Raw genomic sequence first — 17,523 nt, forward strand, 5'->3', positions numbered from 1 at the left:
AAATTGTTTAACCTGGTATTGCCGGATTTATATTTTCTTTTTTCTTTAATGATTGGATTTTCTTTTTAAAAACCTTTACAGAACAATTTCGTCTTGATCTTCTTCCTGAAGTACCATCTCAAATTCGTTTTTTTGAATTATATAAAAATTCAGTAAGACTGATAAACCAGCTATATTTAGGGTTTCGTATAGATTTGTAATAGAAAACATTGTGCTATATGTTTTGTTTATTTTATTAATCAGAACGACAGCTTGCAAACTATTCCCTCCCAATTCGAAGAAATTATCTTCTGTTCCTACAATCTCAGGTCTGAGTTTCAGAACTTCAGCCCAGATAGCTACCAATTCACTTTCTATATCATTTTTAGGAGCTACATATGGCACCGTTTTCAAATCGGAAATAGTAGGATTTGGCAATGCTTTTCTTTCTATTTTCCCGGTTCGTGTCAATGGAAATTCTTCCATAGCTATATAAATTGTTGGAATCATATATTTAGGTAATATTTTTCCCAAAAGCATTTTGACTTTAGTCACATCCAGGGTTTCCGTTAACCTTACGTACGCCGTTATATAATTATTTCCCTGTAATTCTTTAAGTAAAACCACTGCCTCTTTTATAAACTCAATCTGTTCTAGTTGATATTCTATTTCTGACAGTTCTATTCGTAATCCATTGATTTTTACCTGAGAATCTTTTCTTTGCAGAAATTCAACTTCACCAGTAGGAAGCATTTTCCCGATATCACCTGATTTATAAACCCTGCCTTCTCCCGTTATCGGGTCTGTTATAAAGGCGTTATCTGTTAATTCCTGTCTGTTTAAATACCCTAATGAGAGATAGTCACTTTTAAAAACAATTTCTCCTGTTTGGTAAATACCTCTCGGTTGATTATTTTCATCTAATAAGAAAATATCCGTTTCCTTTACTGCTTTACCCAAAGGCATATTATTTCTCGTTAATTGAGAAGTATGTGTTAAGAATTTTTGACTTACAATAGTAGATTCTGTTGGTCCGTAATCATTTACTAAAAAAGTTCCTTCAAGGAAATATTTTTTAAATAAATCCAAATCTGCCTTATGACATGATTCTCCTCCTAAATCAATTAATCTTACTGTAGGTAACACCACATCTTCTTCCAGTCCTTTTAAGAAATTCCTGTAGATTGTTGGTACCATATGTATAATCGTAATGTTTTGAGCAAGTAGCCATTCTGAAAGTTGGTCAAGCCCATTTTCAACTATATCATAGAAACTAACTTTTGCACCGTTTAAAATTGCCCCATAAATATCTTTTACAGAAGCATCAAACGTATAGGTTGAGAAAACACTTAAATTATCATTTTCTCCAATTTGAACATTATTAGTATATACTCGTATAAAATGAAGTACATTTTTTTGATTCTGCAAAACTCCTTTTGGCATTCCTGTAGATCCCGAAGTATACAAAACATAGGCCTCTGCTAAGGAATTTAGGCTATTGTATGGGTTTGGAATTTGAGGAAGAACATAATTTTGAGATAACTTTATGATCGATAATTCCGGTACTATCTGTTGCAGCTGTTGGGCTGTTTCTATGGTTTTATCATTACATACCAGCTGGTTACACCCTGAGTCTTCAATAATATACTGAATCCTGCTCAAGGGAGTATTCGGATCGATAGGTACATAAGCATATCCGGCTTTAAGCACTCCCAGCATTCCTATTACACAAGTTTCATTGTGATTTAAAAGCAGTGCTATTCTTTTGGTTTCGTGATTTGCTTTTGCATTGATTTGTTGGGCTAAATGATTCGCACAATTATTCAACATTTTATAAGTAAGTTCAATTCCATTTGAAGCCACAGCGCGATGATATGGAAATCGTTCCACTTGTTTTTCAAATCGTTGCGTTATACTTTGTTGAATTTCACTCGCCTCAAAAAATCTAAAATCATTAATTGGTTTTAAGTCCTCTTCCTGATAAACAAACTCTTCAAATATTTTTATTGTCTCCAACGGTTTTTCTTCATTCACTATTACCTGATCGATAATAGATAAATAAGCGTTTATCCAATATTGAATGGTTTCTTTTTTAAAGAGTTCGTGATCATATACACAGTTTATACTATATCCGTTTGCGAAGCTTTTTATGTAACATTCCACATCAAATTTTGGTGTTGCTTCAAGTATTCCATGATTTGGAATGAATTCAGTTATTATTTCCAGCGCTTTTACATCAAAATCAACCATGTTTAGAAAAACTGGGCTTATAGGAAAACGATTATCATTTTGAGGAACATCAATCAATTCCAACAATTGTTCAAAAGGATAGTTTTGATGTGCTAAAGCATTTATTAATGTTTCATTTACGGTTTGAAGCCATGTCTGAAAAGATACATTTCCATCTATTTTATCTCGTAGCATGAGCGTATTTATAAAACACCCCACTAAGTCTTTTAATTGATAATGATTTCTATTTGCTACCGGAATCCCAACAATAATATCTTCTTCTGAAGTAAGTCTGAACAATAATATCTTTAGAGTTGCAACAAATACAGCAAATACGCTACTACCATTTTTTCTGGATAATTCTTCTATTTTTTTCTTCTTGTCTTCTGTAATGTATACCGTGTAAGAAGAAGAAGTATCTGCCTTTTTTAATTTCGAAATATAATCTGATGGCAATTGCAGATACGTTAAAGATCCTTCAAACTGTTGTTTCCAATAATTTTCCTGAACTGTAATCTCTGGCGATTGTAACAGTTTATTCTGCCATTGCGCATAATCTTTATACTGTATCAATAACTCAGGTAGTGCTGCAGTTTCGCCTGCATTTATTGCAGTATAAATGTGCATTAAATCCCTTGATATAATCCCCATAGACCACCCGTCGCCTATACTGTGATGCATATTAAAATACAATCTGTGAGTTGTGCCTTGTTTTAAAATAGCTATTTTAAACAAAGGATAGGATTCGAGATCAAATTCATGTTCGAATACATCGCTTTTAATAGCTGCTTCTGATTCAAAAATTGGAATTAATATGTCTACATTTGGTAACATTTTTTGTTTAGGAATACCTACTTTTTCAACAAATACACTTCTCAAAATCTCATGACGTTGCAAAAGGATATTAAATGCCGATTCGAAAGCATTAATATTTAAATTATCCGGCAATTCAAACGTACTGTAAATATTGAATTCCCTGGATTTTCCTTGTATTTTATACAATAACCAATATCGAATCTGAGAAGGTGATAAATCATAAAATTCCTGATTGGCTAATTTTGTAATCTCACTTACTACTTCTTCTGAATCATTTAAAAGAACTGCATGGTTTTTCAGACTCGTATTTGTATAGAGTGTTTTAAGATCAATTGTTCTTTTAAATATTTTCTGGTATTCGCTTAATAATTTCGTCAATAATAAACTGTGTCCTCCAAGCTCAAAGAAATCATCAGTAACACCAATTTTTTGATGTCCTAAAATTTCTTGCCAGATTACAGCAATCTTTGCTTCTGTTTCGGTAGTTGGTGCAACATATTCTTTTTTCAATATATCGGCTTCGGAAATAGTTGGAAGCTTTAAGGTATCTGCTTTTCCGTTTGCATTCAAGGGCAATGTTTCCAATGCTACATAATAACTTGGAATCATATAATCCGGTAATTGCTCTTTTAAATAACCTCTTAATAATTTTTTATCTATATCTGCGGTTGCAGTATAATAGGCTGCTATAACTTGTTCTTGATTTATTTCTTTTATTAATACTATCGCATTAGTAATTGCAGGTTCATATTCTCTAATAACATGTTCTATTTCACCCAATTCAACTCTGTTACCTCTTATTTTTATCTGATTGTCTTTTCGTCCTATGAATTCAAGAGTACCATCAGGCAGCCATCGGGCTAAATCTCCGGTTTTATATAGCTTATCTTCTGCTTTAAACGGGTTTTGAATAAATTTCTCTGCCGTAAGTTCCGGTTGGTGCAAATACCCTTTTGAAAGTCCGATTCCCGAGATACACAATTCTCCAGCAACTCCAATTGGTTGTAATTTTAAGTTGTCGGATAAGATATAAACTTTGGTATTCGCTATTGGTTTTCCAATGGATACTTTTTCATGTAAAGCTTCTTTACAATTATAATACGTCGTTACAACTGTGTTTTCTGTTGGTCCATAATTATTATATACCTGTAAAGATGTGTTTACAGAATAATTCAGGCGTTCTCCTCCGGTAAGTATCGTTGTAGATAAGTCTAAACTGTCATCAGCCATAATATCCTGACAAATTTTTGAAGGCAGATAGGCATGTGTAATTTGATTATCTTTAAAAAAGGACGCTAATACTTCTGTCTGAAGACGTATTTCTTCTTTTTGAATTGGATAAAGCGTAGCACCGGATATCAAATACGGATAGATTTCCCAAACCGAAGCATCGAATCCAACTCCGGAAAATAAAGTTCCTTTACTGGTTTCATCCACATTATAGGTTTCTGTATGCCAATGACATAAATTTACCAAACTTTGGTGCGTAATCATTACTCCTTTTGGTTTTCCTGTAGATCCAGAAGTATAGATTACGTAAGCAAGATGTGTACTTACGGTTTTTATTTCAGGCTGCAAAGGAGATGTTTCACTGCAATAAAACTCATCAAGAAATGCATCGTCTATTATAACCCCGGCAGCAACATCTTCCAGAATATCCTTAATTCTGTTTTCAGGATAATTTGTATCTATAGGCACATAAGCAGCTCCTGTTTTTAAAATACCTAATAATGATATAAGCAGGCGTTCTCCCCTATTTAGTTTAACAGCAATCAGATTTTGTGGAGCGATTTTACAATTTTCAATAAGATAATTAGCCAGTCTATTAGATAATTCATCTAATTGGGCATAGCTTAAAGTTTTGTCATCTTCTATAACAGCCAATTTTTGTGGGGTCTTCTTTACTTGAGATAAAAAATGATCTATGACTGTTTTATCTGTATCAAAAACAGAATCTGTGTTATTGAATGTACGCAGTAAAGTTTCTTTCTCACTGTCAGAAACTAAGTCTATTTCTTCTAATAATATTTCGGGCTGTCTTACTACCTGACGGAATAAATTCTCCAGATGCCAGGATATTTTCTCAATAAATTCAGCATTATAAATAGCTGTATTATAAAGAATTTCTAAATGAAGTGATTCTTTTTCTGTGAAAGTAAATACAATGTCAAACGGAGAAACATTACTGCTGATTTCAAATTCTTCCAGAACAATATCAGAAGAATTTGTATTTGTAAAGTTTGATACCTGATTTTGATTTTGTAAAACTACCATAATATCAAACAAAGGTGATCTTGAAGTATCTCTCGAAATTTTCAACTGCTCCACCAAAGCATCGAATGGAAAATTCTGATGTTCATAACCTTCTAAAAGCTGTTTCCCTTCTCTTTCAAGCAATGTAGAGAACCCATCTTTCTGATCGATTAATGTTCGTATTGCAAGTGTATTGATATACAAACCTATCTGATGTTCCAAATCAGGATGCTCTCGTCCGGCTATGGGTGTTCCAATAACAATATCGTTCTGATTGCTATATCTTGATAACAATGTTTTTACTCCTGTCATTAACACCGTAAATAATGTTACCTGAGAACTCTTTGAAAGGTTTTTTAATTCGGTTAGTAATTCTGTTGAGAAAGTACAACGCAACTGACTTCCTGAATACGTTTTTACAATTGGACGGTTAGTGTAACCCGGCAATTGAAGTACTGGTGGTGTTTCTTCAAATTGTTTAAGCCAATAGTTTTCGGCTGTTTGATAGCTCTCTTTTTTCTGTTGATCCTGTAGCCATAAAGTATAATCTTTAAACTGAACTGTAAACTCAGGCAATAAAATGGAGTCTCCTCTTTCTAATATTTCATAATATTCTAAAACTTGTGCTGTCAATACTTTCAATGACCATCCATCGCTTATAAGGTGATGAATTGACAAATAAAACACATAATCAGCAGCAGTAGTCTTCAATAATGAAGCTCTGAATAAGGGTGCTTCTGCCAGATTATAACTTTGTTTTTCTTTTTCTCTTATATAGTTTTCTACCTCCTCATATGGTAATTCCTGATTTGAAAAATCATGGGCTTCTATTGTAAAATGAAATTCATCATTTGGAACAATAAATTGTTTTACTTCTCCTTCTTCATCTTTTTGAAAATATGTTCTTAAAATTTCATGATATGCAACTACCTGAGTAAATGCTTTGGTAAAATTATCAGCATTAACATTTCCTTTTAACAATACTGCTCCTGAAATTTGATATGCTTCATTTCCTCCTTCTAATTGACTTAGCAGCCATAATCTGTTTTGAGAATGTGTCAATGGATACGACTCTGAATATGAAACTAGCGGGATAGGTAAATACTCCTGATTCTTCAATACTTTTCTCAATTCATTGATAGTAGGATTGGTATAAAACACTCTAAACGGAACACTCTTATTCAGATTTTTGTAGATTGCATTAATAATTTGTGAAATCATTAGACTATGTCCTCCCAATTCAAAGAAATGATCGTTCATACCAATAGGAGAAATTCCCAGAGTTTGTTCCCAAATTTCAACCAGTGCTTTCTCTACTGCATCTACAGGTGCTACATATTCTTTTTTAATAATAGTGATGTCTGCTATTTCAGCAAGAGCATCCTTGTTTATTTTTCCGTTAGGAGTTAATGGGATCTTCTCTACTTTTATAAAATAGTATGGAATCATGTAAGCAGGAAGCTGTTTTTCTAAATGAACTCTTAAATGTATTTTATCTATAACCGTACTTTCTGTATAATATCCAACCAAGATATCTTCGCCATTGTTCTTTCTGACAGCTACAACGGATTGCAGAATATCCTCAGAAAATGAAGACATAACATTCTCTATTTCTTCAAGCTCAATACGATATCCCCTAAGTTTTATCTGATGATCTTTTCTTCCTAGAAACGCAAGATTTCCATCCGGCATCCATTTTACCAAATCGCCTGTATCATACATCTTTTTTCCTTGTTCAAAAGGATTATCTATAAACTTAACCGAAGTTAATTCTGCTTTATTGAGATATCCCTTAGCAATTCCATCTCCAGAAAGATATAGTTTTCCAATAGTTCCCAGTGGCACTAATTGAAACTCTTCATCTAAGATATAGGCTTGTGTATTATTTATAGGCTTACCAACAGGAATCGTTTGGTATATCTTTTCTGAAGACAATTTGTAGCAAGTACTATAAGTTGTGTCTTCTGATGGACCGTATAAGTTTCTGATTTCGGCATTTGTTTGTAATAATCTTTTAGCGATATCTACCGGAAAAGGTTCACCAGCCAGATTAATTACACTAACATTTTCAAAAGAAAAACCTTCCCCTAAAATATTTCGTATACTCGACGGAACTGTATTCAATAAAATCATCTGATCCTGTGATAGTTCTCTGCCAATCTCTAAAGCATTATTTAATATTTTTATTTTTTTTCCGATAGAAAGTGGATAAAACATCTCATATATAGAAAGATCAAAACAATGTGATGTAGCCGCATAAACGATATCAAAACTTTCCGAATTGAATTCTTCTTGTGCCCAATAAACTAATGCAACGGCATTTTGATGTGTGATCATTACGCCTTTAGGATTACCAGTAGTTCCTGAAGTGTATATAATATAAGCCAAATCATCTGATCTTCTGCAAGATGATGGGTTTTCCTTAGTATAATTAACCTGGTTTTCCTCAAAATTATTATAAACCCCTACATCAATTACCAGCTTGCAATTACTGTCGGTTTCTATGTAAGCAATTCTATCTTCCGGATAATTAACATCTATTGGAACATAAGTTGCTCCTGTCTTTAAAACTGCCAATATAGCAATAAGCAGTTTTTCGCTTCTTTCTAATTTAACTCCCACAAAATCACCTTGCGAAATACTATTGCTTAAAAGATATTGAGAAAGCTGGTTTGCCTGCTCATTAAGAGATTCATAAGTAAGTGCAATTTCCTTACAAACAACAGCTATATTTTGAGGAGTTTTATGTGCTTGTTTTTCTACAATTTCTGATAATGTTATAGTACGGTCATAGTCGGATTTTGTATTATCCAAATTATCCAGCAACAATCTTTTTTCCTCTTTAAAAATTAAAGAAATCTTAGATGCAGATACATTGATACTATCTTCCAGTTCTTCAAGCCATCTTTCAAAATTATTTAGAAAATGTAGTGCAATGTTACTTTCTGCAAATTTCTCAGAATAATATAATGAAATCTTTAAATCATTGTTTTTAAGCTTTTCAATATGAAATGACAATTCGTTATATAATTCATAAGGCTTAGTATTAACTCCATAGTTAAATTGAAAAGGAATGTAGTTTACACATGAACCCTGATCTGTAAGAACATTTCCATAATAAGGAGCATTTTTATAAACCTCCTGAACCTCTTCTCTGGTTTCTTGTATAAACTCTTTTATCGTTTTTTGAGCAATCGGTTGAAATTCATAACATAACAGTTTTTCCTCGGAGGCCAGGAATGATTTCAAAAACAACATATTATCATCTGCAAAATAGCGCTGAAGTAACATGTTATAAAGTGCTATTAACACCGTAAATTCTGCATCTGTATTTTCCCCTGTCACCTTATAGAAGTAAGAAAGTTTACTTGAATCGACTTTAATAAAATCTACAAAAGAACTTTCTGAAGCACTTTCTTTAGAATAAACAATTCTACTATTTTTTTTATGCCAATAATCTTTAGCTATTTTGTCGTTGATGTGATCCATTATTGTAATTCTTTTATACGGTTAATATCAATTTGTGAACTGTTTAATAAATTATTAAAGTCTTTCTTTTTAAAAACACTTTTCTCCCTCTGTCATGAGAACAACAACCTAACTATTTAATTTTCAACACTAATACAAGCTAGATTTTATGCTAAAGTAGTAGTAACATTTCTTTAGAGATTACGGATTTTTGATATAAAAATTACGGACTTATAAACCCCGAACGATAATCTTAAAGATTAAGTCAATTAAAAAAAATTGAATTTTTTTGACACAACAATACCACCCCCATCAATTCGACGGAGTTTAAAAATCTAACTTGAATTTTAATGATAGAATTATCTCAGGGAGATTACCCTAGATAGTAATAGCTTTCCTTTCGGGCCATTTTGGAACACTGTTGTATCAGAATTGGCATGCTGTGATTAAAAAGACAGTTGATTTTGAACAGTAGCATCTAATTTCTCCAGCATCTCTAAAGTCATACTTGATAAATCAAATTTATTTTTCCAGTTCCAATCTAGCCTTGCAGAGCTATCATCTATACTATCGGGCCAACTATCTGCAATTAATTGGCGAAAATCATTCTCTTTATATGTTATCTCAAAATCAGAGATATGTTTTTTAATTTCGGCAGCTATTTCATTAGGATTAAAACTCATTGCTGACAAATTGTAAGAGGAGCGAATTTTTACCATATTGCCTGGAGCTTGCATAATAGCTATTGCTGCATCAATAGCATCATCGATATACATCATTGGCAAACTAGTTTCTGGAGATAAAAAACATTCATATTTTTGCTCCTTAATTGCTGAGTGAAAAATATCTACGGCATAATCAGTTGTTCCTCCACCTGGGGGCGCTGACCAGCTAATAATTCCCGGAAATCTGACACTTCGAACATCAACACCAAAAGTTTTATAGTAGTACTCACACCATCTTTCTCCAGTTTGCTTGCTTATTCCATATACAGTTGAAGGTTCCATAATTGTATATTGTGCCGTTTTCTCACGTGGTGTGTTATTCCCGAAAACAGCAATGCTGGAAGGCCAGAATATCTTTTTTATTTTTTTTGCTTTTGCGAGATTAAGAACGTGAAAAAGCGAATTCATATTTAAATCCCACGCATGAGCATGTGCTTTTTCGGCTGACGCTGATAATAAAGCAGATAATAAATAGACTTCATCTATAGCATACTTATCCACAAAATATTCTATCTGATCAAAATTAAGAGCATCAATAATTTCAAAATATCCATGATTAACAATATCACTATCAGGCTTTACAATATCAGAAGCAATAACATTTTCAACTCCGTAAATTTGTCTTAATCTCAAAGTAAGTTCAGTACCTATCTGACCACATGCACCTATAACTAAAATTTTCTTATTCATATTTCTTTTTTAAATGATTAATATTTCTTAAAATTTAAAAATAACTTTATACTATATTTTCCTTATGCAAAGCTCATCAATAGGCATATCCAGAGAGATATAGCATTTATATTTTTCGTCAATTTTTATTTCTTTTAAAAAAAACTTCTGATCGTTTATGATAGCTGCGTCTTCAGAAATCTCGAATGTTTTTAACGGTATTGATAATCCGTGACCATGTGTCTTAATGACAGCTTCTTTTTGTGTCCAATACGCAAAAAAGGATTCCATCATTTTGCCGGATGAAGTAATGGTCAACCATTCCTGTTCTGTCATCTGCCATTTAAAATCATCTATTTGAATATCTGATATAATCTCAATATCAATTCCTACTTGTGATTTTTCTACTAATGCACAAACTACTATTTCTCCTGAATGTGAAATATTAAATTGGATAAGACTATCCTTAAAATATGGTTTATTATATTTCGTCTGCAGGATCTCCTTATAATTAAGTTTGCATTTGTAAACCTGTTCAATTGCCTTAAACAATATTACTCTGCCCAAAAGTGACAATTGTGCATCTTGCCATCTTCTATAGCCCTTTATTTTATCTTGATAATCTGATGAAAACTTTGATAATTCATTTTCTAACAAATTTTCAAAATTGTCTTCAGAGATATATGAATAATAGATGTAAATCAAAACTATAGATGTTTAAAATTTTTAAATTCAAATTTGTTATTTTCCATAAAGTCTAATTTAAACTCCTGCCATTTTACTGGTATCACTTGAATTTGATATGAAAAATATATTCTGCCTGTTACTGCGTTAAATCATATCTACTTAAGCTTTAAGTTAGATAGCCTTTTCTTTTACGAAAATAGTGGGGATTTCTTAAAAAAAATTACGGACTTTTTGTTTAAAAATTACGGACTTAATTTTTTTAAGTAATTATCTAAAAAAATAAGCAGGTAAGCATCACAAATAACGCATCCTGTTTTATAAAAACATTTAAATTTTAAATAATTGCAGAGATCATAAAATATCTCTACAAATTATTTTTAAGCAAAAAAAATAGGAATTTCATTGAAGATTTAATATTCCAAAATAATTAATGAATAAAACATTAAATATAAATCTGAATATACTTATTACTACCCCCCTTGGGTGCAATTAATTTTAACACATAGGAACATAGATTTTGCTACTCTCAAAAAAGACGTTTCCCTTGTTTAAAACACATCTCGTCGCGACGTTTCGGGATCGGGACTATGTGTTAAATGAAACTTTTGTGACCCGAGCAAAGCAAATAGACGAAGTAATTATACCCAACGGGTACTTATTATTCTAATTTTATACAATTTAAGAGACAGTGCCACTGAAAATTTAAAAAACAACTACACTAAAGCCTCTCTATACTATAGCATCGAGATTAAAGACAGCTTCAATCACTGTTCCAATTCCAATTTTTGATTTGATTTTAAACTTACCTTTTAAGGAAATAGTTCGATCCTTCATATTATTTAGTCCGATACCATTTTTTAAAGTTTTAACATGAAATCCTACCCCGTCATCAATAATAGTTAATCTCAAAAAATTATCTTTTATTTTTTGAATTTTTATTTCGCAATTATTTGCATTAGCATACTTATTGACATTTAAAATCGCTTCCTGAATTATTCTGTATAAATTTATTTTATAGATATTCTGCACGATGGACCAATCTATAGAATCATCGATTATGTATTTAAATTGTGTAACACTAATATCCTTTTGACCATCAACTAAGATTGTCAGCATTTTATTAAAATCATTTCCTTCAAAAAAAGAATTTTGATTTAATTCATGTGATATCATTCTGATTTCATTTTCTACATTTTGTAATTCTGCAATGTATTTTTTTCTTTTTTCAATTATTTCTGCTTCAATTTTTGCGTTAAAAAAACCTAAATTCATTCGAATTCCATAAATTTTGTTCATCACTCCATCATGTAGCTCTCTTGCTATTTTAGTTTTCTCATTTTCCCTAGCAATATTTATTTTCTCGTTTTGCTCAATTAGCAATAAATAAATCTCTTCATTTGCTTTTTTCTGCTTGATTAAAAACTGTAATTCTTTATTTTTATATTTTGAATACCTTAAAACAAGAATAATCAAAAATAGAAGTATTAGTATAAATGAAATAATTAACATATATAGATTTTTTTTGGTCAAAACTTTATTTTCATCTTCAATTCTTGAAGTTTCATACTCAATTCTCGCATATTTATTATGTGCATTTTTTTGAATAATATTTATACTATCACTCAAATTAATATACTCATTTGCATAATAAAAGCTATTCTTTTTATCTAAACTAGAAAGTAGTTTTAATGAAGTTAAAATTTCATTACTATTATTAATTCTAATTGCTAATCGATTCGCTTCTTTAAGTATTTGAACTGCCTTTAAAGTGTCTTTTTGCGTTAAAAAATATTCACCAATATGAATTTTTTTATATAGAATGTCGGATTCATCTCCACTCTTTTCCAGAATTTTTAATGATCTTGAAAACATTAAATAGACATTGTGATATTGTCCATTTTTCATCTTAGAATAAGCTAGATTACTAAGAACATTTGCATATAATCTTGGCCATTTCTCTTCTAAATCTTTTGAAAGTAAACCTTGTAACTTTTGTATAGATTTTGAATATTCCCCCTTTAAATCATAAAGATTACAAATATTAATAGTAGACGCTACGTTATAATTATTCAATTCGTCTTTATTACTAAGCTTCATCTTTTCTAAATTATTTAAAGCCATTTGGTGGTACCATAGTGCCTTATCATAATTAGTCAGCTTCTCCAGGCAATTACCCATTAATGCATTACAAGAATAAATTAACTCTTGATCTTTAGATTCTTTTAAATATTGCAAGGCTTTAGAAATTTCAACTTCACATTCTACATAATTTCCATCATAAAATAAAACACACGCTTTACTAAATAACATTCTTGCTGTATTATCATAATCAGATAGCTTGTAATATAATTTTTCTGCCTGTAAATAATAAAAATAGGCACTATCCTTTTTTATGTTTCCATAACTATCTCCAATATAATATAGTGCTTTTGCAATTCCTTCTTTATCATTAACATCTTTTGACAACTTAAGAACCATCAAACTTGTAGCTAAAGATTTATTTAGATTTTTATTGTAATAATACTCTGTAGATAACCTAAAATACAAGTTCCTAATGACAGAATCATTTTTTTTTGCATTTAACAAATTAAATATAGAATCTAAATATTTTTCTTTTCTTTTCCCTACTAAAGACTTATTATCTAATGATATAGATGTCTTAATTTCACCACTGGATGATTCTGTTTTGTTGCATGAAAAAATTATCAGCACAAGAAATAAAGAAATTATTTTAAAAGGAGTTTTCAAAGTTTAAGTATTATTTTACAATTTCAAATATAGCATTTTGAAATAAAAGAATATAAAATTTAAGAATAAATGAAATAAACTCTTTTTTGAAAATAATAAAAAAGAAAACTAATCCTTTCTAGGTGGTATTACAATAACAGGGTCACCTTCATTCTCGGCCATAACATCTATTTCTGGAGCACCAGTCTCATTTATAGAGTCTTTAACTTTTGAATTATTTATTTCATTCAAGCTCGTTTTCAATTGGTATGTTGGCACAACTCCAAACTGGTTGTTTTTACTTTCCGGAATTTCATAATCGTCATTTGTACATGAAGAAAATAATACTGAAATAGAAAGTAGTAATCCTGAAATAAGCAATTTGTTTTTCATAACATAAATTTTTAGCTGATTATTATTACAGCAAAAAAACAGCTAAATAGAAATTAAAATGTACGGTAAATCCGTAACATTTCACTTATTACAAATAAAAAAACAAACCATAACTAATTGTCACTAAACACATAACACAACTTGTAAAACATTTTAAACCATAGTACGGAAAGTCCGTAACATTAGATTTTTTTGCGAGAATTAAACTCCTTAATTATGATTAATTGCAAAAAAATATGATTAAAAAAATTGTACGGAAAGTCCGTAATATTTATTAGATTTGTTTTTGAATAGAATTAAATCAATATGAGCCTTAATATTTTGATCGTCGATGATCACCCAATGACTGTAGATAGTTATGTTAATCTTTTATCTGATACTGAGTTTCAAAAAGAACTGCCGATCTTTATAAAGAGTCATAATTGTGAAGATGCCTACAATAAAATAACTTTTGAATTAAAGCAAAACAAGAATATTGATTTTGCTCTATTAGATATTAATCTTCCCCCCTTCAAGAAGCTTAATATTAGTAATGGTATTGATTTGGCTCTACTCGTTAGAGAAAAATTTAAAAATTGTAAAATAGTTCTTCTTACTATGCATAGTGAGCCATTAACTGTTGATAAAATAATTAAGGGTGTAAAACCTGAAGGCTTTATATCTAAAAGTGATATTAATTTTGAATTATTTCCTGTACTTTGTAAAAGAATTTTGGATGGAGAAATAGTACAAAGCGATACTATTATAGAATCGCAAAGAGATTTATTCAAAAAAAATATAAATTGGGACAATCATGATAATCAAATCTTGATCTTGATCTCCCAAGGTGTTAAAACAGTCAATCTTCCTAATTATATCCCTCTTTCTATGAGTGCAATCGAAAAAAGAAAAGCAAGCATAAAAGATCAGCTTTTAAAAGAAAAAGGAAGCGATAAAGATTTAATTGAAAAAGCAAAAAATTTAGGTCTATTATAAGAAAAAATAGTAACATCAAATGATCACTAGCTTGATTAGTTATATCCTAGTGAAAACTAAAGAAACAGGATATAAATTTCTCTATATTGAATCCAATCTAGCAAAGTCTTCTATTTGGACTATCCATTTTTTTCTATCATTCTCTTCTAATTCATAAATAGGTCCAATAAAATGATCCTGAATAAAAGATATTCCGCAGTATTCCAAGATTCCTTTTTTCAATTGCACAAGTCCACTTGATTTATAAATTTCCTCATAAACATCTATCGATAAATCTCCTGCTGTTGTAAAGATTCTTCCAGTTCTCCCTTTCAACAATCCCTCAGTGCCTCCATTTTTATTGCTTTTAAAAGTGATGCCAGGAAGAAACGCCCTATCAAAAAATCCTTTCATGATTGCCGGCATACCAAGCCACCATAAAGGATGTATCCATACCTGGTGCTCGCTCCATTGGATATCTTCCAATGCTTTTATCAAATCCGGCTCCAACTCCATCCTTTGACGATAACCAAACTGTAGATTGGGATTAAAATCCAGTTCTCCAATTGCAATATATCGTACTTCTGAGCCAGCATCCAATGCAGATTGAATATAGGAATGTGCAATGACACTGTTAAAACTTTCCTTGTTAGGATGCCCATTGATAACTACTATTTTTTTCATTGTTCTTGATTTAAAATTTGTTTGAATAATTCAGTTTGTCGTGCATAAAAAGTATCGGATAATGAACAAGAGAAAAAATCAAAAGCATGTACAGCCTCTTTTATTTCCAACAGATCAACCAAAACCCCTGCTTTCTGTAGTTTTTGGGCATATATTTTCCCCTCGTCTTTAAGCGGATCTAATTCGCAAACAATGATGGTTGCATTTGGGAGATTATTAAAATTCTCACCCAATAACGGAACTGCATATTTTGGCGGCTGGGTTATTTTATGTTGTAAGTAATGTTTCCACATCCATTCTGCAGCCTTTTTGGTTTGCATAGGAGCATTTGCCAATTCATTCATAGATAACGTTTGTAAAAGATGGCTCATTGGAGGATAAAGCAAGTATTGATATCGAATTTCTACTTCTTTTTTGTCTCTAGCTTGCTGTGTAATGGATGCGGCAATTGTCGCTCCTGCACTACTTCCGCCAATAAGGATGTTATTTTGGTTTCCTCCTATTTCATCAGCATATTTAGACAGCCATAGCAATGTATCATATCCATCTTGCATTCCGGCAGGAAATGGATGTTCGGGAGCCAATCGGTAATCTACCGAAACAATTATCATATCAACATCTAAAGCTAACCCAAAGAATAAGAAATCGTATTGTTCGGGAGTACCATATATAAAGGCACCTCCATGAAAATACAGCAATATTGGTAAATGTTGTTTTCCTTTTGGTCTGTATACTCTCGAACTGATCATTCTGGATTTATCAGAAGATGGAATCTGGATATTCTTAACATCTAATTGTTTTGGAACATCAAGTGGCTCTTCTTTTAATGACAAATTCATTTCTTCTTCTCTAATTTTTGCGGGGTTATTCGCTAGCAGGTTTTCGTAATCTATTTCATTAAAAGGACTATTAGTAATAGCTTTCCAAAGTCCATTATCTATTTTTTTAATTGTACTTTCCATACTTGAATTGTTTTACACTTTCACCACAACTTTCCCCACCGTACGCCCTGTTTCGATTTGCAGATGTGCTTTTTCCATTTCGTCAAAGTCGAATACATGGGAGACATGAGGCTTCAATAAACCAGTTCCTAATAAGGAAGCGATATATTCAATATCCGAAGAATTGGAATAAACCGCCATAAAATAACAAGCATGCAGATGTTTTGTTTCTGCACTGAGCTCATCGTTATTCGTATGCCCGGAATTCAACGCGACGATGGTACCAAAAGGCTTTAGAACACGAACTGATTTTTGAAAATTATCACCTCCAACGGATTCCAAAACAAAATCAATATCTTCAAGAATTCGTTCAAAATGAGTAGTTTGATAATCAATGTGTTCGTCTGCTCCCAATTGCAGCACAAAGTCTCGATTGGATACCGAAGAGGTAGCAATAACATAAGCTCCGATATGTTTGGCAATCTGCACTGCAAAATGTCCTACACCACCCGCTGCTGCGTGAATAAGAACTTTATCTGTTGGTCTCAATTTTCCATAACGATCAAAAGCTTGCCAAGCAGTTAGCGCCGCCATTGCACTGGCAGCGGCTTCGATATGGCTGATGTTATCGGGTTTCAGAGCCAAGTGTTCGCTTGAGGCAGCCACATATTCTGCATACGCCATACCGTGTCCGATAAAGTTTATCATCCCAAACACTTCATCTCCGATACGAAATCGTGTAACTTTATTTCCAACCTCAACAACTTCTCCTGAGATATCCCAACCTAAGATCAGAGGATCAAAATGAGCCAAATCCTCTGCCAATGGCGCTTTTTTATTCCGAACCTTAATATCCACCGGATTGATGCTGATAGCTTTTACTTTAATAAGCACTTGATTTTCGCTTATTTCAGGTTTTTCAATATCTTGATGAACGAGATTTTCGACACCTCCAAAAGTTTTCAATACTATTGCTTTCATTTGTTTAACTATTTATT

The 17,523-nt window shown here is 31.6% G+C and carries 9 protein-coding genes; 1 reads left to right on the forward strand and 8 read right to left on the reverse strand.

Annotation, left to right across the window (positions count from 1 at the left end; translation table 11 throughout):
• Positions 1-75: 75 nt before the first annotated feature.
• From OIU83_RS09275 to OIU83_RS09295, 5 genes are all read right to left on the reverse strand, one after another.
• On the reverse strand, positions 76-8,766 hold the full coding sequence (locus tag OIU83_RS09275; protein ID WP_264205973.1) for a non-ribosomal peptide synthetase: 8,691 nt from the start codon (positions 8,764-8,766) through the stop codon (positions 76-78).
• Between the two features lie 425 nt (positions 8,767-9,191).
• Entirely contained in the window at positions 9,192-10,160 is a 969-nt protein-coding gene (locus OIU83_RS09280; RefSeq protein WP_264205974.1) for an NAD-dependent epimerase/dehydratase family protein, read from the reverse strand.
• A 51-nt stretch (positions 10,161-10,211) separates the two neighbouring features.
• Positions 10,212-10,844, reverse strand: a complete 633-nt coding sequence (locus OIU83_RS09285; RefSeq protein ID WP_264205975.1) for a 4'-phosphopantetheinyl transferase family protein — start codon at positions 10,842-10,844, stop codon at positions 10,212-10,214.
• Between the two features lie 711 nt (positions 10,845-11,555).
• Positions 11,556-13,574 (reverse strand): tetratricopeptide repeat-containing sensor histidine kinase, encoded by a 2,019-nt coding sequence (locus OIU83_RS09290; RefSeq protein ID WP_264205976.1) that lies wholly within the window; start codon positions 13,572-13,574, stop codon positions 11,556-11,558.
• A gap of 108 nt (positions 13,575-13,682) precedes the next feature.
• A complete protein-coding gene (locus tag OIU83_RS09295) occupies positions 13,683-13,946 on the reverse strand; it encodes a hypothetical protein (RefSeq protein WP_264205977.1) in 264 nt (87 codons plus the stop codon).
• Positions 13,947-14,252: 306 nt separating this feature from the next.
• Between OIU83_RS09295 and OIU83_RS09300 the strand changes: the two genes are divergently transcribed.
• Complete coding sequence (locus tag OIU83_RS09300) at positions 14,253-14,921, forward strand: response regulator (RefSeq protein ID WP_264205978.1); 669 nt, start codon at positions 14,253-14,255, stop codon at positions 14,919-14,921.
• Between the two features lie 81 nt (positions 14,922-15,002).
• Here the strand turns inward: OIU83_RS09300 and OIU83_RS09305 are convergent, their stop codons facing one another.
• The 3 genes from OIU83_RS09305 to OIU83_RS09315 are packed head-to-tail and all read right to left on the reverse strand — an operon-like array spanning position 15,003 to position 17,506.
• Positions 15,003-15,584 carry an NAD(P)H-dependent oxidoreductase gene (locus OIU83_RS09305; RefSeq protein ID WP_264205979.1) on the reverse strand — a complete coding sequence of 194 codons (582 nt, stop codon included), beginning with the start codon at positions 15,582-15,584 and terminating at the stop codon, positions 15,003-15,005.
• On the reverse strand, positions 15,581-16,546 hold the full coding sequence (locus tag OIU83_RS09310) for an alpha/beta hydrolase (protein ID WP_264205980.1): 966 nt from the start codon (positions 16,544-16,546) through the stop codon (positions 15,581-15,583). Before OIU83_RS09310 ends, OIU83_RS09305 begins: the two co-directional genes overlap by 4 nt.
• 12 nt (positions 16,547-16,558) lie before the next feature.
• The gene (locus tag OIU83_RS09315) at positions 16,559-17,506 is read right to left on the reverse strand and encodes an NADP-dependent oxidoreductase (protein WP_264205981.1); all 948 of its coding nucleotides are present in this window, start codon (positions 17,504-17,506) and stop codon (positions 16,559-16,561) included.
• Positions 17,507-17,523 lie beyond the last annotated feature (17 nt).

It is taken from the genome of Flavobacterium shii, assembly GCF_025847235.1.
GTDB classification, from domain to species: Bacteria; Bacteroidota; Bacteroidia; order Flavobacteriales; family Flavobacteriaceae; genus Flavobacterium; species Flavobacterium shii.